This is a genomic window from Dyella kyungheensis, from assembly GCF_049913195.1.
Taxonomy (GTDB): Bacteria; Pseudomonadota; Gammaproteobacteria; order Xanthomonadales; family Rhodanobacteraceae; genus Dyella; species Dyella kyungheensis.
Genome location: NZ_CP183983.1, coordinates 2,805,056 through 2,823,024, shown reverse-complemented (window position 1 = coordinate 2,823,024; position 17,969 = coordinate 2,805,056). Strand labels below are relative to the sequence as shown.

The window sequence follows — 17,969 nt, the reverse complement described above, 5'->3', positions numbered from 1 at the left end:
TGGCGGTGCCGTCGTTCATGTCAGGCCATGTTTCCTTTCAGCAAGGCATCGGCTGGGCCAAGCACCTCGTCGAGGCTGAGTTTCCGGGGCAGCAGCGCCTGTTCCAGGCAGGCATCGATGATCCACTCCAGCGGAGCGCGCAAGGCGTCGAAGCCGGACAAGGTCTTGCGTGGACCTGCCTCAGGCGCAGGTTGTTGGTGCTCCGCCTGGGCCAGCAGGTTGTAAGCGGCCCGCACGGCGGCAGGTTCGCGCGCGCAGATGTCGGCGCTGGCAGCCACCACGTGGTTGATCGGCACGAAGCCGTGCTGCTGCGCCCAGGCCAGGTCCCGCGCCCTGGCGTTGGCGATCACCGGTACGTAGTCGCCGCCTTCGAGAAGGTCGTTGCCGAAGATCGCGGCACCGATGTCGCCATCGTGCAGCATCTCGAGCAGGCCCTTGCCGTGCGCAGGATGTTCGACGAACGACGGATCCTGGTACTGCTCCACATGGGCCGGGTCATGCGTGATCCAGCGGATATCGGGCGTGGCCAGGCCATAGTCTTCGACAAGATGTGCGCGCACCCACATGCCGGTGGTCTGCGTGTAGGAGCGAACGCCAATACGCTTGCCGCGCAACTGCTCGGGTTTCACTTCGCCGTGCGGACGATACGAAATCAGGCAGCCGCGCTGAAAGCGCGACGCCACCACTACCGGCAACAGCACCACCGGCCGCTTGAATGCGACGGCCTGAAGCGCGGTGACGATGGCCAGCTCCGAGAGGTCGAATGCCGCTTCGCGCACCATCGGGGCAAAGGCCCGATGGATCGGGTTGATCTCGGTGAAGTCGAGCGTCACCTGGTCGCTCTTGAGCGATCCATCCTTCAGCGGCGTGGTCAGCGCCGTGGTCTTCAACACCGCTTTCAGGTGCACGGGCTGGCTCATGCCACGACTCCCGCCAAGGCCGGGTAGATGCGTGCCACGGTGCCGCCGAGGATCATCGCCTGCTGGTCGTCGGGCAGGCTGGACAGTGCTTCGCGCGCGCTTGCCAGCAGCTCGCCAAGCGAACCTTCCGTTGCCGGGAAGTTGGAACCCCAGGCAATGCGTTCGGCGCCAAAGGTTGCCACCAGTTTTTCCAGGAACTCGGCCGGAGTGGAGCGGCCTTGTGCCGCGGACGCGAGCGTGCGGTTGGTCAGCTTCAGATGCACGCCCTTGAACTGCGCCATCTCGAACAAGGCCTGCGCGGCGTCGTACGGCGCGCCATCATCCAGCGTCGGGCGGGCGCAGTGATCGAGCAGCACGCGCGAGTCCGGAAAACGTTCCAGCAGGTTGCGCAGCGTGGGCAGGCCCTGCATGGTCATCTGCAGGCACACGGGGATGCCTTTGCGTTCGGCATGTGCCCACGCCGGATACGAATCCGGATGGCCCAGCCAATCCGACTGCCCGGGCATGGTGGTGCCGGTGGTGAACAGGCGGAAGCCGTGCAAGCCCTCGGCCTCCCAATGATCGATCCGCTCCACCGCATCGGGCGCCAGCGCATCGATCGAGTACACGCCCACCAGGCGCTCCGGATAGGCGCGCACCGCATCGACCACATAGCGGTTGTCGTGGCCGTACACGGTCGACGCCTGCACCACCACGGCTTTGGCGACGCCGGCCTGGTCGAGTGCCTTGATCACGCCTTCGGCGTCCACGGGGCGCTGCTGCGACCACTCCGACTGATGCCCGCCGATGGGGGCCTTCGGGTATTTGTTGGTATCGGGAGCGATGGCGTGCAGGTGCGAATCGATGATGTGCATGAGTAGCGCGAATCCATGGTCTGCGGTGTCAGGCGCCAGAGGCGTCTTTCTTGCGATGCAACAATCAGCAGATCAAGGGAGGCGTCAATCGGCGGGCTTTTTATGCTGCGTTGCGCAACGAAAAGACAGCCTTCAGACTTTCGACTTTGATATCGACTGTTACGGGGGTCTTCGCCCCTTCGCATTTCGGGATCGGAAGTTGCGCCAAATCACTAGTGTTGCCAAATTCGTTTTACTATCGGGTCATAAGTAAATGCTATTAATTGTCCATGGATAAAATTTACGCGCTGAATCTTCGCCACCTGGACGCGCTGAGCGTGATCGCCCGCGCCGGCAGCATGAGCGGTGCCGCGGAGCAGGTGAGTCTTTCGCAGCCGGCGCTCGCGCAGGCGGTCGGCAAATTGGAGCGCAACCTGGAGATACGACTGTTCGAGCGCGCGGCGGCCGGCATGCGTCCCACCGTAAGCGGGCAGGCCTGGATCGTTCGCGTCGAACATGCGCTGCGCTATCTCACGCAAGGCGTGCGCCTGGTGCGCCGCTCGGCGCGCCTGGCGCCGCTGGACCATATCGAGCGGCGCGTGAGCATGATTCAACTGCGCGCGCTGGTGGCGGTGGAGAACTTCAGCAGTTACGCCGTCGCCGCCGAACAGATCGGACTATCGCAACCGGCCGTGTACCGCGCCGTGCGCGAACTGCAGGATGCGCTGGGCGCGGAGTTGCTGGTACGAGCGGGGCGTGCTGTGCGGCCTACCGATCTGGCCAGTCGTTTCGTGCGCTTCGTGCGTTTGATGCTGGCCGAATTGCGCACCGGGCTGGACGAAATCGCCGCCGGCAAGCACGGCGGCGGCCGCATCAGCATCGGCACCTTGCCGATGGCGCGTTCCGTCTTCCTGCCCGATCTGCTGGCGCGATTTGCGCAGGAGCATCCCGGCGCCTCGGTGGAAGTGCGCGAAGCGCCCTACGGCGAACTGCTGATTGCGCTGCGCCATGGCGACATCGATCTGGTGATCGGCGGCGCCATGCGCTATCCCGCGCCTGCCAACGACGTGGACCAGGAGGGCCTGTTCGACGATGAACTGTCCATCGTTGGCAACAGCGCTCATCCGCTGAGGCACAAGCAGCGCGTCACCATCCAGGATCTGCTTGCCTATCCCTGGGCCGTACCGGCGCTGGGCGTGCCGATGCGGCGCAATTGGGAAACCTTGTTCCGCACCCACGGGGTCGAACCGCCCACACCGCGCATCGAATGCGGTTCGGTGCTGGTGACGCGCGGACTCATGCTCAAGGGTGAATGGTTGACGTTGATGTCGGCCGACCAGTTCCTGTTCGAGCGCCAGGTCGGTGCGTTGGCCGAGATTCCCATCGAGGGCGGCGTGCTGCGCCGGCGCATGGCCATGGTCCGGCGCAGCGACTGGCGTCCCACCGCCATGCAGGAACGCTTCGCCGCGATGGCCCGTGAAATGGGCAAGGAACGCACGCGTCTGGAAGTGGAGCGCAGCGGTCAGAACTCCAGGCGATAGGAGACCTTCACCAAGGCCTGCTCGACCTGCCGCAGATCGAAGCTGCGTCGAAAGTTGGAAGTGGCGTTGTCGTCGGCGATATCCGAATCGTAGCCACCCCGGTTGTACACGACGTAGATATCCGACAGCGGCGCGATCTCATAGCGGTAACGGATCTGGAAACCGAGGTTGACCACGCCCAGCGGTTCGATCGGTTCGTTGCTGGCGATGGCGCGGCCATCGCGGTCGATCTCGTAGGCCTGCCGCAGATGGCCGCCGACGCCGAGCGCCTGTAACTTGACCCGCAGCTCCTGGCGCGTTCCGAAGTTCCAGTTGAGACCGGCATTGACGCCATAGGTCTTGCCATCGAACGCGCCCACCACATTGTCGTGCTGCCAGATCATCCAGTACGGATCGCGCTCGTAGCTTCCGCCGAGGAACACGCTGAAGGCATCGCTGATGAAATACGTCGGCAGCCACTTGAGCAGATAGCCCAGCCGCCGCGAGCCGGTGAGTTCGTTGCCCGTCACGGTGCCGTCGAGGGTCCACGACCAGTTGCCGATGCGTGGGCGGGTGCGTTCATACGTCAAGGTGACATTGGGCGGCAGGTGCAAAGGGTTGCCGCCGCGCGTGAGCAGATCGTCGTAGCCCGCCGTGTCCACGCGCAGCTGCCAGATCTCCTCGCCGCCGTCGCGCCGCAGGCTGTCGCGGGTCAGGCGAAGTTCGCGCTCCAGGGGCAGGCCGTGCGTGTTGTTCATCACCGTGATGCGGTAACGCCAGTAGTGCGAGCTGTAGGACGAGTCGGGCGACAAGCCGGTGAGGCGCTCGCGCACTTCGTAATGGCCGTAGTTGAAACCGTTGCGATCCAGATAGCCGAAGTCGTTGACGTCGAGGCTGTCGGTAAAGTGCATGCCCAGCCATTGCTGGCTCCATACCGGTGACAGCTCGTTGTTGATCACCGTGGTCGCGCCGGTGCCGGTGCTGTTGTGTCCGGGCTGGTCGATGTGGCTGGCGATGATATTGCTGGTGATGTCGAAGCTCGCGCTCGGCTTCCAGCGATGGTCGATGCCCAACACATTGGCGTAGCGATCCAGCCAGGGATGCTCGACCGTGGTGGCCAGCATGCCCAGGCTCTGATCGCCCATGTCCTGGCTGATGCGCAACGCGCCGAACGTGCGGCCCGCGTCGCCTTTCTCCTGGGCCGCCAGTACGCCATAGCTGGTGGCGCCCACGCTGCCGTTGAGCTTCACTGCACCGGCAATGTCCGCCGGGCCCGAGCCATCGTCGGAAGTGCCACCCACGCGCCGGGTATAGACCAGCTGGGTGTAGTCATCGAGCAGACTGAAATCGAAGATGCCCTGGTTCTCGGTGAAGAACGGCCGCTTGTCGGTGAGGAAGGTTTCCTCGGGCGTGAAGTTGATCACCAGGTCGTCGCTTTCGACCTGGCCGAAGTCCGGATTGATGGTGGCCGTGAGTTGCGTCTGCCCGTTCGGCTTCCACACCACGTCGGCGCCTTCCTGGAACGAGGTGCGGCCGCGAACACGGTCCGTGGTTGCCACCAGATACGGCGTGACCGCAAACATCGCCTGCGTATACGCGGGTATCTCGATGCGCTTGAAGTCGGACAGGAAGCGCGGCTTGCTGAAGCTGGCCACCGGCCAGGCCATGCGCTCGCCCGTGCTGGCGACGATGCGGTCCAGGTACAGGCCAATGGTGCGCTTGCCGTCGCTGGCCGCGCGCATCTGCGCGACGTACCAGGGAATCAACACTTCGACCGACCAGCCTTGTTCGTCTTCGCTGAGCGCGTGGTCCCACACGCCGTCCCAGTCGTAGCTGAAGGTCGATTCGTTGGTGATCACTTCGTCGGCAATGCCGCCGGTCGAGGTGACTTCGAAGTCGTAGCCGGTACGGCCGTCGCCATTGAAATCCACCATCACGTTGATGCGGTCGACCAGGGCGTCTTCGTCGCGACGCGTCTTCTGGTGGGTACGCGGCACGCCAGGTGGCTGGGTGGCGCGAATGGCGATGGCCAGGCCCTTGGGCGTGGACAGCACCCACGCTTCGGTGGGCATGCTGCCGGGCTTGCCGGAAAGCGGCTGTACGTCGCGGAAGTCGGTGACGTGCAGCGCGCCGGCCCACTCGGCCGGATCGATATGGCCGTCGATTTCAACGGCTCCTGCAGCAAAGGACAACACGAGCAGGGCGAACAACAGGACAGCGCGAAATGGCATGGGGATTTCATGGCGATGTGACGGGGATCAGATGCGTTGGATGGCGAACCGGTTGTCATGACCAATGGCCCACACGCGCGCATGCTGGCTTGAGTGCTGCGAATGCATGGAGCAATCGCCATGCCATCCTGCGAATCCCGCTAAGCAGTTGTTTCCTGGCGACGCCGCGTTTGCGTTGCGCGCCATGCACTGATGTCCGCGTACATCCCTGAGTGTCCGCGGACAGCTTAAGCATGGCTCGCGCGCAAGCAGCACAACGATTTGGCGCTGGCATGCGCCGTGCTTGCCTTGCAATGGAGTGGACCCGTGGCCTGGCCGTGTGTCGCTCGAGCATTCGTACGTCGCGCGCGGAAATCCGGCGTGGCGCCCATCGATCATCCGTCTCTGTTTCATCGCACCGAAGGAGAAAACGTGCGTCGTCTACTACTTGGATTGCTTGTCTTCGCCAACCTGTGTCCCGTCGCCGCAAGCGCAGCAGAACCTGCGTCCACGGCCTTCGTCCATGTAAATGTCGTGCCGATGGATCGCGAACGCGTGCTGCGCGATCAAACCGTGATCGTGGAGGGCGACCGGATCGTCGCGATCGGCCCGCACCTTGCCGTGCCGGCGAATGCACGCACGATCGACGGCCACGGGACGGCGTATCTTTCCCCCGGCCTGGCCGACATGCATACGCATTCGGAGACGCGCAACGATCTAGGCGTCTACGTGGCGCAGGGTGTCACCACGGTGCTGCAGATGGGCGGCGCCCGTTCCGGCTTTCTCGACAGCACCGTACCTGCTGCCAACAAGGGAGCCATTCCGGCTCCGCACGTCTACGCCGCCTTCCTGGTCGACGGAACGCCCGACTACAACGGCTTCCTGATCAAGACTCCAGCCGAGGCGCGCGCGATCGTAGGTTTGGCCAAGACCAACGGATACGACTTCATCAAGGTCTATGTGGGCCTGGCGCCCGACGTGTTCGACGCACTCGCGGAGGAAGGGCATCGCCTTGGCTTGCCCCTGGTCGGCCACGGCGTGACCTCCGTTCGCCTCGAGCATCAGCTCGCTGCCGGGCAGGTGCTGGTGGCGCATGCGGAGGAGTTTTTCTATACCTACTTCACCCCCAGGGGCGTCGAGGAAACCGATACGCCGCCGGACATCAAGCGCATTCCCGATGCCATCGCCCTGGCCAGGAAGTACCACGCGACGGTGACCGCCGACCTGGCCACTTACGCGGCGATCGGCCACCAGATCCAGCATCCCGATGTCGTTGCCGGCTTTCTTGCGCGTCCCGAATCCGCCTATCTGTCGCCGAACGATCGCCTCGCCTGGCAGCGCAGCGACTACGTCAACAAGACGGCGAAGCTGGACGCGAAGCTCGCCTTCCTGCGTTCGATGGTGAAGGCCATGGCCGATGCCAACGTGGAGCTGGTCACGGGAACCGATGCGCCTGCCGTGCCGGGCATGCTGCCGGGCTTTTCCCTGCATGACGACCTGGACGAACTCGAAGCCTCGGGGCTGACGCGTTTCCAGGCACTTTCCGCCGCGACCCGAAACCCTGGCGCATTCATCGCACGGACGAAAGGAGGCGAGCCATTCGGAATCGTGGCTGCAGGCGATCGCGCCGACCTTGTTCTCTCTTCCGAGAATCCGCTCGATAATCTCTCCACGCTGCGCACCCCGCTGGGCGTGATGGCGCATGGCCAATGGTGGGACGGCCAAGGGCTCAGGCAGATTGCCGATGGCGTGCGCGATAGCTATCGGCGTGCTTCGGCCATGCCGCCGGCTCAGTAACTGTCTTGCGCCGCCGGCTCGAAGGCCGGCGGCGCGGTCGATGAACCCCGAGGACCCTGATGATGATCGAAGGCATAAGCCATGTGACCTTGGTTGTCCGCGATCTGGACAGGATGGCGACGTTTCTATGCGAGGGACTCGGGGCAGAGGAGGTCTACGACAGCCTGGGCCGCAACTTCTCCACTTCGCGGGAAAAATTCTTCGTGCTCGGCGGCGTGTGGATCGCCGTTCAAGGTGTCCGCGCAAGCGTTGCCGGAGTTCGAGCAACGGCTGCGCGCGCTGGGCGTGGAGATCAAGCCGCCCCGGGCCAGGGTGGAAGGCGAGGGTGCCTCGCTGTACTTCTACGATTTCGACAATCATCTGTTCGAACTGCACACGGGAAGCCTGGAAGAGCGACTGGCGCGCTATCGGCTCGCGTGCTGATTCAGAGATGGCCGACCGCCAGGGTAAAGCTCTGCAGGAAGTGGAAATCGGGACGGCGCAAGGCGAAGTCGGGATGCTGTGGATCGCACAGACGCATCATCTCTTCGTAGTCGCTGTCCGATAGATACGGCTGCAGCCGATCTCCCCAGGTGCCGCGGAAGATCGCTTCCACCAGATAGTTTTCGTCTTCGACCCGCAAGGGCGCGACGCGTTCGATCATGAAAGTGCGTACACGCACCTGCCTCAGCCCTGCCTGCCGCAGCAGACCCACGATGGCGCGAATCCAGGTCAGCTCGCGTTCGTCGAGTCGGTAGCGATCGCGGTAGTACTGCCGGACCGCCTCGTTGACCAGGCGTTCCAGGCGCGAATCCCAGGCAAAGACCATATCGGGCAACAGCGCACTCTGGCCGAGCGCCAGCCGACCGCCTGGGCGGATCAGCGCGAGCAGGGCGTCGACGCCGGCGGCGGGCGAACGAAGATGGTTGATCGCGTTGACCGACCAGACCAGGTCGACACTGGCGGGGGCGATCGGCGGATCGAGCATGTTTCCCTGCAGCACCAGTGCTCCGTTCTCCGGTGCGATCAAGTGGGCCGCCTTCAGGTGCGGCACTGACAGGTCCATGCCGATGACGGCGCCCTCCGGGCCCACTTCGTCGGCGAGCCAGCGCAGTGCCTCACCGGTGCCGCAGCCCGCGTCGAGCACGCGCATGCCGGGCTTCAAGGCGAGGCTCGCCATGGCCTGGCGAATTTCCGGTTCGGCAAACGCATTGAACCGCCGGAGCTTGCCGGCGTAGTCGCGCGATGGCGTGTCGCCAAGCAGTCCCGTTGCGGTGGCCGATCCAGTCATAGGTTCACGCATGAATAGGGCAGTGCCATGGCGGATGAATACGCGTCAAACCTGCCTCGCGCCAGTGCAACGGCCTGCGGGCGTGCAGCCGCCACGCTAGCGGCAAATGTCGGCCAGGAATACTGCCGAGGCAGCGAGCCGTGACCTGTCATTAGTCATGTGTCCATCGACACGGGTCGCTGGCGCCCCCGCTGGCTATCCTGCGGCGTTGTTCCATATCGGGACGTCCATCGGACTTTGCATTGGCATGGTCCCGGGCAGTGGCTCGATATGCGCTGGGGCGTGCCGGTTGCGGCACCTATCGGGACACAGTGATGCAACTTACTCGACGTCAGTTTCTCGCGGCGGCGGCTGCGCTCGGTGCGGCGGCCATCTGGAGCAGGCCAGGTTTTGCGAAGTCGAAGGTGGCCTGGCGCGAATGCCGGGAGCGCTATCCCGAAGGCGTCGCATCGGGCGATCCCAACCCCGATAGCGTCATGCTGTGGACCCGCTATCCCTCCACCGATCCGCGCAAACGCTGGTCGTTGCAGGTGGAAGTGGCCGAAGACGCGGCGTTCGAGCGCGTAGTGGCCACCGGCAAGGCGAAGGTTTCGATCGAGTCGGACTGGACCTGCCGGGTGTTGATCGGCGGACTGAAACCGGCCCGCGAGTACTGGTATCGCTTCACCGACAACGAAGGCAACGGCAGCCGCATCGGCCGCACCCTGACCGCGCCGGAAGAGGGCGATACGCGTCCAGTGCGCTTCGCATTCGTCTCCTGCCAGAACGCCAATATGGGCGCGCAGAATGCCTATCGCCGGATGATCTACGAAGACGAGCGAGCTGCTCCCGAGGATCGCCTCGGCTTCGTGCTGCATCTGGGCGATTTCATCTACGAGATCGTCTGGTATCCGGAAGACCGCCCGCAAGGCATGTATGACCGCCACATTCGCGACGTCGTGCGTTATGCGCATGGCGAGAAGCACGGCGACTTCCATGTGCCGACCACGGTGGACGACTATCGCTCGATCTATCGCGCCTATCTCCACGATCCCGATCTGCAGGATGCGCGGGCGCGTTTCCCCTTCGTACCGATCTGGGACAACCACGAATTCAGTTGGCTGGGCTGGCAGAGCCTGCAGAAATTCGACGGCCAGACGCATCCGGCGCAGACCCGCAAGGTCGCCGCCAACCAGGCGTGGTTCGAATTTCATCCCGCCCGCGTCAAGACCACCGGCGGTTCGCTGGAATGGTTCGCGCCGCCTCGCGTGACCGATACGCCGATCGATCATTTCGATGACGCGGGACTGGGCCAGGAAGCGAACAACCTGGCAGCCTTGGCCAGCCTCACCGGCTATCGGTCGTTGCGCTGGGGCAGGCACGTGGAGCTGGTCATCACCGATCAGCGCAGCTATCGCTCGGAAGAGCCGATGGACCGGCCGGAGGCGAAGGTTTTTTCAAGCAAGGATTTCCCGGATTTCATTCCCCAGGAAGTACAGGAGATTCTCGACGCCGGCCGCAGCTACAACCATGGCAAGCCACCCGAATCGATCCGCTACGGCGATCAGCAGGTGGCCAATTTCAGGCGCGAGACGCCCGCGCAAACCATTCTGGGTGCCACGCAGAAAAGCTGGTTCCTGCAGCAGCTGAAGGCATCCAACGCTACGTGGAAGGTCTGGGGCAATACCACCGCCACGCTGGATATGCGCGCCGATCCGCAGAACCTGCCCAAGGGTTTGACCAAGCCGTGGCCGGGTGCCGGTTACGCAGGCTTTGGCGGCGGCGATCACAGCAGTGCCTATGTCGAGCGCGCCGAAATCTACGACTTCGTGGCGCGCGAAGGCATTACCGGATTCGCCACCGTAGCCGGCGATCGACACAGTTTCTGGGCCGGCCTGGCCGCCAAGGCGTTGCCGCCCAATGCATTCGAACCGGTGGGCGTCGCGTTCGTGGTCGGCTCGATTTCCGCTCCCGGCATGGTCGAAGCGATCGAGCATGGCTTTCCCAAGGATCACCCGCTGCGCCCGCTGTTTCTCGCCGACAGGCAGGGCGCGGCCAAACCCGAGCCCGCCGTCAATATGCTGCTGCGCCATGGCGTTCGCTCCTGCCTCGAGTACGCGCACAGCGGTGATCTGGCGAAGGCACGGGCGGCGAGCAATCCCGACAATGCGCCGCATCTGAGCTTCGTCGATATGGGCGGCCACGGCTATGCGGTCGTGCACGCATCGAGCGGCATGCTCGAAACGGAGTTCGTCTGCCTGCCACGGCCAATCGAGCGCAGCGATCGCGAGGACGGTGGCGCCCTGGTCTATCGCGTGCGGCATCGTGTGCCGCTATGGGAGAAGGGCGAGTCGCCGCGGCTGGAACAACGCATGCTCGAGGGCGATGCACCGTTCTCGGTTTGATCCGTCACGGCTGAGTCGGCTGCCGGAATGCACCCCGGTGGCCGCTCGCGATGCCAGCATGCGGGGCGAGGTCGACACTAATTTAGCCAATCGTCGAAATTTCACTTGCTTTTATTTAGATATTTAGCTAAATATCTTTCCATGAACAACGTCTTCAAGGCCTTGGCCGATCCCACCCGCCGAAAGGTGCTGGAGTTGCTTCGCCAGCGCCCGATGAGCGCTGGCGAACTGTCGGAGCATTTCCCGGTTTCGCGGCCGACCATGTCCGCGCACTTTGCCGTGCTGCGCGAGGCCGACCTGATCGAGTCCAACAAGATCGGCACCACCATCCTCTATCAGTTGAAGTTGTCGGTGCTGGAAGACGCGCTGCTGAGCTTTAGCCAGTTGTTCGGCATCGGTGCGGTCGAACGCGCGGCAACGAAGCCGGCCGGCAACGGCCAACCCAGAAAACAGCCGCGAAGGAGCTGATCCATGAGCGAGCATTCCAGTCGCCGTATCCGGCAGGACATCGTCCTGGGCCTCAAATTGGGAGCATCGATGATCGTCGTCGCCTTGCTGCTGGCACTGGCCCGCAGGCAGGGATGGATCGATCAAACGCAGGTCGTGCGTGCGTTCAACATCGTTCTCGGTCTCGGCTTTGCCGCTTACTCCAACCTTCTTCCGAAGATGTACGGACCGCCGCCGCGCTCGCTCCGTCATGCAACCCTGGCGCAGGCGGTGAGGCGCGTCACCAGCTGGACCATGACCTTGGCTTTCCTGATTTGGTCCGTGCTGTGGATCTTCGCTCCCCAGCAGATCGCAAGCATCGCTTCGGTGGCGGTCGTCATCGCCGCCATCGCGATTTCGCTCGGCTACCTGGTGTGGAAGGCGGCGGTTGGCCATACATCGAAGACGAGCTGAGGTTAGCGTGGAGCGCGTGCACAACTGTCCGGCGCGGGCTTGCCTTCGAACCGGTCGGCCATCCAATCCACCGCCTGCACCGCGCTATCGCTGCCGATGAAACCGTGATGGACGCCTGGCAGCTCCACGTAATCGACGCGGCTGCCCGCCTCGCAAAGACGTTGCACGTAGGCCTGCGTCACGGCGGGAAGCACCAGGCGGTCAGCCGCTCCTTGCGCGATGAAGACCGGCAGTTCCGGCGGCAGCGTGCCGGCTTCGTTCTGTTCTAGCAGCGACTTCCACGGTTCGATGGTGGTGATGTCCTTCACCGAGAGGAACTGCTGCCGCAGCGGGCGTTGCGAATAGTTGCGCTCCACCATGTCCAGCGGTGATTCGATGCATTCGTTGGACAGCGCATCCACCGCGGGCATGGCTGCAGGTTCCACGACCTGGTCGATGGGCGCGCCGAATACGCGTTGCCACGACCACAAGGTCATCGCGGTGACGTTGCGACCGCCGTCGGTGTCGGCGTCGTCGCGCAGCAGGGTTTTCAGGTCCGCCGCCGGTGCAGCGGCGGCGACGCCGACCAGGTTCAAGGCCGGCGCATAGCGCTTGCTCAACATGCCGGTGAACAGTGCCGCCTGGCCGCCTTGCGAATGGCCCCAGACGGCATAGTCGGCGCTGGCATCGGCGCCGGGCAGTTCATGCGCCGCCCGCACGATGTCGATCACGGCATGCGCCTCGCTGGCGCCGACCAGATACGGGTGCGGGCCTGCGGTGCCGAGTCCGGGATAGTCGGTGGCTGCCACGATGTAGCCATGGCGCACCATGTCACGCAGCCCCATCATGGTCTGGAAGACGAATCGCGCTTCGGAAGGCGCGCAACGGGGCACGACGCCGGTAGTCGGATGAGCCCAGGCCACCACGGGACGTCCGCTGGCCGGTGCAGGCCCGGCTGGGATCACGATCACGCCCGATACCGCGATGGGCTCGCCATGCACGCCGATGGAGCGGTACAGCACGCGATACGCGCTGGCGCCGAGCGGTGCGCCGTCCATGGGTTCGACCCGGATGATCGAGCCGGGCGCGCCGTTCGCCTGCGCGTCGTCGATGCTGTAGAACGCGGCGTCGGCGTGGGCGTCATGCATGCCGGCGCCGCTCCACATCGACAGGCCCGCGATGCCGAGCACGCACAGCGCCACGGCGGTGGCTATTTTTCCTCGACGGTGAGTCATGTTCTTCATCCCACCGTCATCGCCCAGGTGATGAACGCCGTGTTGATCACGGTGAACACCATGCCGACCAGGAACACGCCGTCGGCGGTGTATTCGAGCCGATGATTGCGCTTGACGCTGCGCGTGCGCAGCGCCCAATACGAAAGGAAGGCGGACGCCAGGTAGACCATCGTGTTGATGGTGAGCAGGTCGTCGCCCAGCACGTCCTCGCTGCGCAGCGTCACCACCACGCGAAGAATGCCGACCACGGTCAGGCAGACGCCGACCATCACCGACGAAGAGGTGAAGATGTGCACGCAGATATCGTCGTCGAGCGCACGGCGGCGCGCATCGCGCTGCTCGAGTGCGGTCACGGCATCAGGGAGCCTTCGTCGTAGCGTGTTCATCGGTGTCGCTGCCATGGGTGATGGCGACGCATTGTGCCGACCGGCCGGGCAGGGCCGTTGCCGGTTTGCAGGGGGCCTTTCCAAATCGAACGGTGCGGGAGCCAGCCTTGTCCGGGGTGGACTTGTCCCGCGGCATGCATACAATGCAACAATGGATCCATACATTGCGAAAGGCCGATGGCCAAGACCCGCCCACTGAGCTGGAAACCCCGTTTGCCGGCCAATCGCGGCCCGATGTACCTGGCCATCGCCGATGCGATTGGCGAGGACATCGAGGCTGGCCGGCTGGCACCGGGCGACCGCCTGCCGCCGATGCGCGCGCTGGCGGAATGGCTGGGCATCGACTTCACCACGGTGACTCGCGCCTATGCCGAAGCGGCGCGGCGCGAACTGGTGGATGCGGAAGTGGGCCGCGGCACCTTCGTACGCAAGCGGCCGCTGCCGCCGCCGCGCACGGTGACGGTGGGTGCGGTCGAGATGAGCATGAATCATCCGCCGGAATTCAACGATCCCGCGTTGCTGGCCCGCATGTGGCAGGGCCTGCGCAGCGTGGAAGAGCGCGGCCCCGATCTGCTGATGCGTTATCAGCCGCCCGGTGGCACGGCGCATGACCGCGAGGTGGGCGCACGCTGGCTGGCCTCGCGCATCCCGGCTATCGCAGCCGACCGCGTACTGGTGACCGCCGGCTTGCAGGGCGGTCTGCACTCGGTATTGAGCATGTTGCTGTCGCCGGGCGATACGCTGGCGGTGGAGTCGCTGACCTATCCCGGCGTACGGGCGCTGGCCGCGCTGTTGCGCATTCGCCTGGTGCCGGTGCCGATGGACGACCACGGCGTCGATCCGCAGGCGCTCGATGCGGTCTGCCAGTCGGAAGCGCCCAAAGCCTTCTATTGCATGCCCACGCTGCACAACCCGACCACCATCACTATGCCGTTGGCGCGGCGCGAGGCGGTGGCCGCGGTGATGCAACGGCACAACCTGCCGATCATCGAAGACGACGACTACGGCTCGCTGCCGACCCAGGTCCCCACGCCGCTGGCTGCCCTGGCGCCGAATCTCACTTATCACATCGCCGGCCTTTCCAAATGCCTGTCGCCGGCGCTGGTGGTGGCCTACGTGCTGACGCCCGACGCGTGGTCCGCCGCACGCCTCACCTCGGTGATGCGCGCCACCTCCGGTACGGTGTCCTCGTTGAGCGCGGCGGTCACCTCGCGCTGGATCGAGGAAGGCACGGCCGAGCGGGTGGTGCGGGCGATCCGCGCGGAAGCGAAAGAACGCCTGGCGATTGCCGCGCGCATGTTGCCACGCTCGCAGCTGGTGATGCCCGAAGAAGGTTTCCATCTCTGGCTGCGCTTGCCCGAGCCCTGGACCAGCGGCGAATTCGTGGGCGGTCTGCGCAATGCCGGGATGGGCATCGTGGGGCGCGAGGCGTTCAGCGTGGGCAGCTCACCCGAAGCGGTGCGTATTGCGCTGGGCGCGTCGGCGACGCGCGAACAATTGCGGAGCGGCTTGGGCATGGTAGCCGATTTGCTGACGCAGCTGCCGATGATGTCCTCGACCGTCGTCTGACGGTCGCCGCAGCGTGCTTACATGGTCGATGCGTGCAAGCTATGCACGCTGGCGCCGGCATGCGACGCCTCGGCGCTGCCTGGTTCCGTCGACAACGGATGGAAGTTGTTCCGGCGCCACAGGTTCGGCGTAGTGCCGGTAAAGCGCTTGAACACCGTGGTGAAATGGGCCTGCGTGCAGAAGCCGACTTCGAGCGTCACATCGATCAGCGTGCGGTTGCTGGTCGCCAGCAAGGTCTTCGCACGATCGATGCGGCACTGGAGCAGGTAATCGTGCGGACGCTGGCCGGTGGCGACGCGGAACTGCGCGGCAAAGTGCATCGGTGACAAACCTGCCGCCGCGGCCATGTCCGACAACGTCACGGAGCTGCCCAGGTTCGCCTTCACGTAATCGTGCATGCGCTGCAGCCGCCAGCGAGGCAGCGCGATGCGGCGGGGCTCGTTGCTGTTCAGATGGGCCTGCGACAACAGGTGGAAGTAGCGGGTGACGATGGGCGCGGCGACGCGCTCGGCGTATTCGCGGCCGCACATCTTGTCGTCGGCGGCGAGCAGGGCGCGCGCCAGTTGTTCGATCACGCTGTCCTGCGCGACATGCACCGGCGTCGGTGCCGCCATCAAATGCAACGAGTCCGCCGCGAGGGCCATGCGGCGCACGAAAGCCTCGGACAGATGCAGATGCAGGATGTCGCACGGCGACTCGAAGCGCGCACGCAGCTGCTGGCCCGGCGCGCTCATATGGAAGCTGCCGGCACGCCATTCGCCGCGATGCACGTCGTGGGCATCGGCGCTCAGCGCCAGCTGGGTGGAGCGCATGAAGATGCTGGCCACGTAGTAGCCGCGTGGACTCTGCGCCGTGTGCTCGCGCGGCGTCGCGCGGTGATCGGCCCAGTGCGAAGCGACCACCGGCTGACCGGCCTGCTCGAGGTCGAGATCGGGCTGGCGCCAGGCGCGTTCGCCATGGACGGCCAGCGCATGACGGGTGGCGGAGGTCGCCGAATGGCGTGAATGTCGGTGGCGACCGGAACTGAGCGGCGCCCTCTGTGTGTAGATCGGATGCATCTGTCCTGCTCCCAAGATGGACAAGCAACGGAACCCCTGCATGTCCCGCGACATTGATTGGATCAATGTTGCGAGAAGGTGCGCATCGTATGCATACAATTTTGCGAAGTCAACTCGAAATTCGGCCTATGCCGGTTCCGCTCAAACGTCTGTTTTAGCTGGCTAAAGCCCATACATGGCCCGGATATGAGCGTTGCATACGAATCAGAATGGCCAGGCAAAGCCTTGAAAATTGTATGTATGGAGCGGGTGGGCAGCTGCTTACCGGGGACTAGCAGCGGTGCGGTAGCCAAGTGCGTCCGCTGGGCCTGCAGGGTCTGGAAAGGCATCCGCAAGCAACGCGACCGTGCGATTTCGAAATGAATCCTGCGTAGCCAAAAAAGTGGGTGCGTTCCGGAAAGCGTCCGGGCGGGACCGCTGGAAGACTGCACGCCATCCGCAGCGGCGCGCTCGTTGGCCTCGACCGGCGGAATCGTTCACTTCCTCGGGAATTGCACATGATCAGCAAGAGCACCACCCATGCACTGACCGCGCTGGCGTGTGCGGTCGTACTGGCCGTCGCCAGCCTGCCGTCGGCAGCCGACGATGCCACGTCTTCCGCCCAGGCCATGCCGCCGGGCGCGCCGACAAGCGCGCCGATGACCTCCAGCCAGCTCGATTCGCTGGTCGCCCCGATCGCCTTGTATCCCGACGCGCTGGTGGCCCAGTGCCTCAACGCCGCGACCTTTCCCGACCAGGTGTCGATCGCGCAGGACTGGTTGAGCGGGCACGGCGATCTCACCGGCACGGCGTTGTCGTCGGCCGTGAATGCACAGACGTGGGACCCGAGCGTCAAAGCGCTCACCCAGTTTCCCAGCGTGTTGTCCGACCTGGCGCAGAACCTTTCCTGGACCTCCAGCCTGGGCGAGGCCTATCACAACCAGCCCACCGACGTGATGGTGGCCGTGCAGGCCATGCGTGCAAAGGCGCAGGCGGCCGGCACGCTGAAGTCGACGCCGCAGATCAACGTGGTGCAGCAGTCGCCGCAGACCATCGTGATCCAGCCGGCGAATCCGCAGGTGGTGTACGTGCCGCAGTACAACCCGGCCGTAGTCTATGGCGTGCCGTATGTGGTGCCGTATTACCGGCCGGTGTTCGTGGCGCCGTCGCCGGTGATCACCTTCGGCGGCGGCGTGTTCATCGGCGCGGGTTTCAGCGCCGGCATCGGCATCGTCGGCGGCGGCGGTTTCCACTGGGGCTTCAATGCGTGGAACGTCAACTGGGGCGGTGGCGGCACGGTGATCTACAACCACACCACCTACATCAACAACAACATCTGGCACGGCAACCACTACAGCTACAACGGTTACCGCCCGTGGGGCCCGGGCCCGCACGGCCCATGGCCGTATGGCCCGCATCCTTATGGGCCGCCGGCTCCCGGGAGCGCCCGCATGCAGCGCTACGACAACTACCTGGCCAATCGCTACACCGCCGATGGCGGCGACACCTGGCGCCACGATGGCTACGGCCCGCGCGGTTCCGGTCCGTGGGCGCCCGGCAGTCCGGCCATGCAGCACTACGACAACCGGATGGCCAACCGCTATCCCGCCGACGGTGGCGACACTTGGAAGAACGGCGGCTATGGACCGATGGGTGCGGCGCGCGAAGGCTTTGGTGCGAACGGCGACGGCTATCGCCATGACGCCGAAGCCGCGCCGCATGCGTTCGGCGGTGACGATGGTCGGTTCAATTCCTTTGCCGGCAATCGCGCGCATTCGGCCTGGAGCGGCAACGGTGCGTCCAGCCGTGCGGAGAGCTTCCGCGGTCACGCCAGCATGGCGCACGCACGCATGCCGTCCTTCCACGGCGGTGGTGGCCGCCGCCGTTGAGGCGCGGTCATCCCAATCACCTTTATCCCTCTATTTGCAG

The 17,969-nt window shown here is 64.7% G+C and carries 14 protein-coding genes and 1 pseudogene; 8 read left to right on the top strand and 7 right to left on the bottom strand.

The annotated features are described in order from the left end of the window. Window positions 1-20 precede the first annotated feature (20 nt). Together ACN9MB_RS12525 and ACN9MB_RS12520 are read right to left on the bottom strand one after the other, a co-directional pair. Window positions 21-920, bottom strand: a complete 900-nt coding sequence (locus tag ACN9MB_RS12525) for a hypothetical protein (protein ID WP_426269078.1) — start codon at window positions 918-920, stop codon at window positions 21-23. After that, window positions 917-1,774, bottom strand: coding sequence for an amidohydrolase family protein (locus ACN9MB_RS12520; RefSeq protein WP_426269077.1), 858 nt, complete (start codon window positions 1,772-1,774; stop codon window positions 917-919). The genes ACN9MB_RS12525 and ACN9MB_RS12520 overlap by 4 nt, the downstream gene beginning before the upstream one ends. A 269-nt stretch (window positions 1,775-2,043) precedes the next feature. On the opposite strand from ACN9MB_RS12520, the gene ACN9MB_RS12515 reads away from it, so the two are divergent. Next, complete coding sequence (locus ACN9MB_RS12515) at window positions 2,044-3,294, top strand: LysR family transcriptional regulator (RefSeq protein WP_426269075.1); 1,251 nt, start codon at window positions 2,044-2,046, stop codon at window positions 3,292-3,294. Here the strand turns inward: ACN9MB_RS12515 and ACN9MB_RS12510 are convergent. Continuing rightward, entirely contained in the window at window positions 3,276-5,504 is a 2,229-nt protein-coding gene (locus ACN9MB_RS12510; RefSeq protein ID WP_426269074.1) for a DUF5916 domain-containing protein, read from the bottom strand. The two genes, ACN9MB_RS12515 and ACN9MB_RS12510, sit on opposite strands and share 19 nt — an antisense overlap. A gap of 411 nt (window positions 5,505-5,915) precedes the next feature. On the opposite strand from ACN9MB_RS12510, the gene ACN9MB_RS12505 reads away from it, so the two are divergent. Next, entirely contained in the window at window positions 5,916-7,280 is a 1,365-nt protein-coding gene (locus tag ACN9MB_RS12505) for an amidohydrolase family protein (RefSeq protein ID WP_426269073.1), read from the top strand. Between the two features lie 62 nt (window positions 7,281-7,342). Further along, window positions 7,343-7,703 (top strand): annotated as a pseudogene (locus tag ACN9MB_RS12500) (VOC family protein). 1 nt (window position 7,704) lies between these two features. Here ACN9MB_RS12500 and ACN9MB_RS12495 read toward each other — a convergent pair. After that, window positions 7,705-8,550: a class I SAM-dependent methyltransferase gene (locus ACN9MB_RS12495; protein ID WP_426269072.1), complete on the bottom strand. Its 846-nt coding sequence runs from the start codon at window positions 8,548-8,550 to the stop codon at window positions 7,705-7,707. 314 nt (window positions 8,551-8,864) lie between these two features. Between ACN9MB_RS12495 and ACN9MB_RS12490 the strand changes: the two genes are divergently transcribed. The 3 genes from ACN9MB_RS12490 (at window position 8,865) to ACN9MB_RS12480 (ending at window position 11,834) form a co-directional block, all read left to right on the top strand. Further along, window positions 8,865-10,934 (top strand): alkaline phosphatase D family protein, encoded by a 2,070-nt coding sequence (locus ACN9MB_RS12490; protein ID WP_426269071.1) that lies wholly within the window; start codon window positions 8,865-8,867, stop codon window positions 10,932-10,934. A gap of 141 nt (window positions 10,935-11,075) precedes the next feature. Continuing rightward, window positions 11,076-11,402 (top strand): autorepressor SdpR family transcription factor, encoded by a 327-nt coding sequence (locus tag ACN9MB_RS12485; RefSeq protein WP_204636328.1) that lies wholly within the window; start codon window positions 11,076-11,078, stop codon window positions 11,400-11,402. 69 nt (window positions 11,403-11,471) lie between these two features. Beyond that, complete coding sequence (locus tag ACN9MB_RS12480; protein WP_426269070.1) at window positions 11,472-11,834, top strand: hypothetical protein; 363 nt, start codon at window positions 11,472-11,474, stop codon at window positions 11,832-11,834. Between the two features lie 2 nt (window positions 11,835-11,836). Here ACN9MB_RS12480 and ACN9MB_RS12475 read toward each other — a convergent pair whose 3' ends face one another. Next, on the bottom strand, window positions 11,837-13,048 hold the full coding sequence (locus ACN9MB_RS12475) for a lipase family protein (RefSeq protein WP_426269069.1): 1,212 nt from the start codon (window positions 13,046-13,048) through the stop codon (window positions 11,837-11,839). Between the two features lie 5 nt (window positions 13,049-13,053). Next, entirely contained in the window at window positions 13,054-13,401 is a 348-nt protein-coding gene (locus ACN9MB_RS12470) for a hypothetical protein (RefSeq protein ID WP_426269068.1), read from the bottom strand. Between the two features lie 210 nt (window positions 13,402-13,611). Here ACN9MB_RS12470 and ACN9MB_RS12465 point away from each other — a divergent pair, with 210 nt between their 5' ends. Further along, window positions 13,612-15,003 (top strand): PLP-dependent aminotransferase family protein, encoded by a 1,392-nt coding sequence (locus ACN9MB_RS12465; protein WP_426269066.1) that lies wholly within the window; start codon window positions 13,612-13,614, stop codon window positions 15,001-15,003. A 17-nt stretch (window positions 15,004-15,020) separates the two neighbouring features. Here the strand turns inward: ACN9MB_RS12465 and ACN9MB_RS12460 are convergent, their stop codons facing one another. Beyond that, a complete protein-coding gene (locus ACN9MB_RS12460; protein ID WP_426269065.1) occupies window positions 15,021-16,061 on the bottom strand; it encodes a helix-turn-helix domain-containing protein in 1,041 nt (346 codons plus the stop codon). 497 nt (window positions 16,062-16,558) lie between these two features. Between ACN9MB_RS12460 and ACN9MB_RS12455 the strand changes: the two genes are divergently transcribed. Then, window positions 16,559-17,929: a DUF3300 domain-containing protein gene (locus ACN9MB_RS12455; protein ID WP_426269064.1), complete on the top strand. Its 1,371-nt coding sequence runs from the start codon at window positions 16,559-16,561 to the stop codon at window positions 17,927-17,929. Window positions 17,930-17,969 lie beyond the last annotated feature (40 nt).

What these genes read in the sequence shown, in the direction of transcription:
- ACN9MB_RS12485 (WP_204636328.1), top strand. Translation starts at nt 11,076, where the DNA reads ATGAACAACGTCTTCAAGGCCTTGGCCGATCCCACCCGCCGAAAGGTG.
- ACN9MB_RS12510 (WP_426269074.1), bottom strand. Translation starts at nt 5,504, where the DNA reads ATGCCATTTCGCGCTGTCCTGTTGTTCGCCCTGCTCGTGTTGTCCTTT.
- ACN9MB_RS12525 (WP_426269078.1), bottom strand. Translation starts at nt 920, where the DNA reads ATGAGCCAGCCCGTGCACCTGAAAGCGGTGTTGAAGACCACGGCGCTG.
- ACN9MB_RS12480 (WP_426269070.1), top strand. Translation starts at nt 11,472, where the DNA reads ATGATCGTCGTCGCCTTGCTGCTGGCACTGGCCCGCAGGCAGGGATGG.
- ACN9MB_RS12460 (WP_426269065.1), bottom strand. Translation starts at nt 16,061, where the DNA reads ATGCATCCGATCTACACACAGAGGGCGCCGCTCAGTTCCGGTCGCCAC.
- ACN9MB_RS12465 (WP_426269066.1), top strand. Translation starts at nt 13,612, where the DNA reads ATGGCCAAGACCCGCCCACTGAGCTGGAAACCCCGTTTGCCGGCCAAT.
- ACN9MB_RS12475 (WP_426269069.1), bottom strand. Translation starts at nt 13,048, where the DNA reads ATGACTCACCGTCGAGGAAAAATAGCCACCGCCGTGGCGCTGTGCGTG.
- ACN9MB_RS12490 (WP_426269071.1), top strand. Translation starts at nt 8,865, where the DNA reads ATGCAACTTACTCGACGTCAGTTTCTCGCGGCGGCGGCTGCGCTCGGT.
- ACN9MB_RS12495 (WP_426269072.1), bottom strand. Translation starts at nt 8,550, where the DNA reads ATGACTGGATCGGCCACCGCAACGGGACTGCTTGGCGACACGCCATCG.
- ACN9MB_RS12455 (WP_426269064.1), top strand. Translation starts at nt 16,559, where the DNA reads ATGATCAGCAAGAGCACCACCCATGCACTGACCGCGCTGGCGTGTGCG.
- ACN9MB_RS12520 (WP_426269077.1), bottom strand. Translation starts at nt 1,774, where the DNA reads ATGCACATCATCGATTCGCACCTGCACGCCATCGCTCCCGATACCAAC.
- ACN9MB_RS12515 (WP_426269075.1), top strand. Translation starts at nt 2,044, where the DNA reads ATGGATAAAATTTACGCGCTGAATCTTCGCCACCTGGACGCGCTGAGC.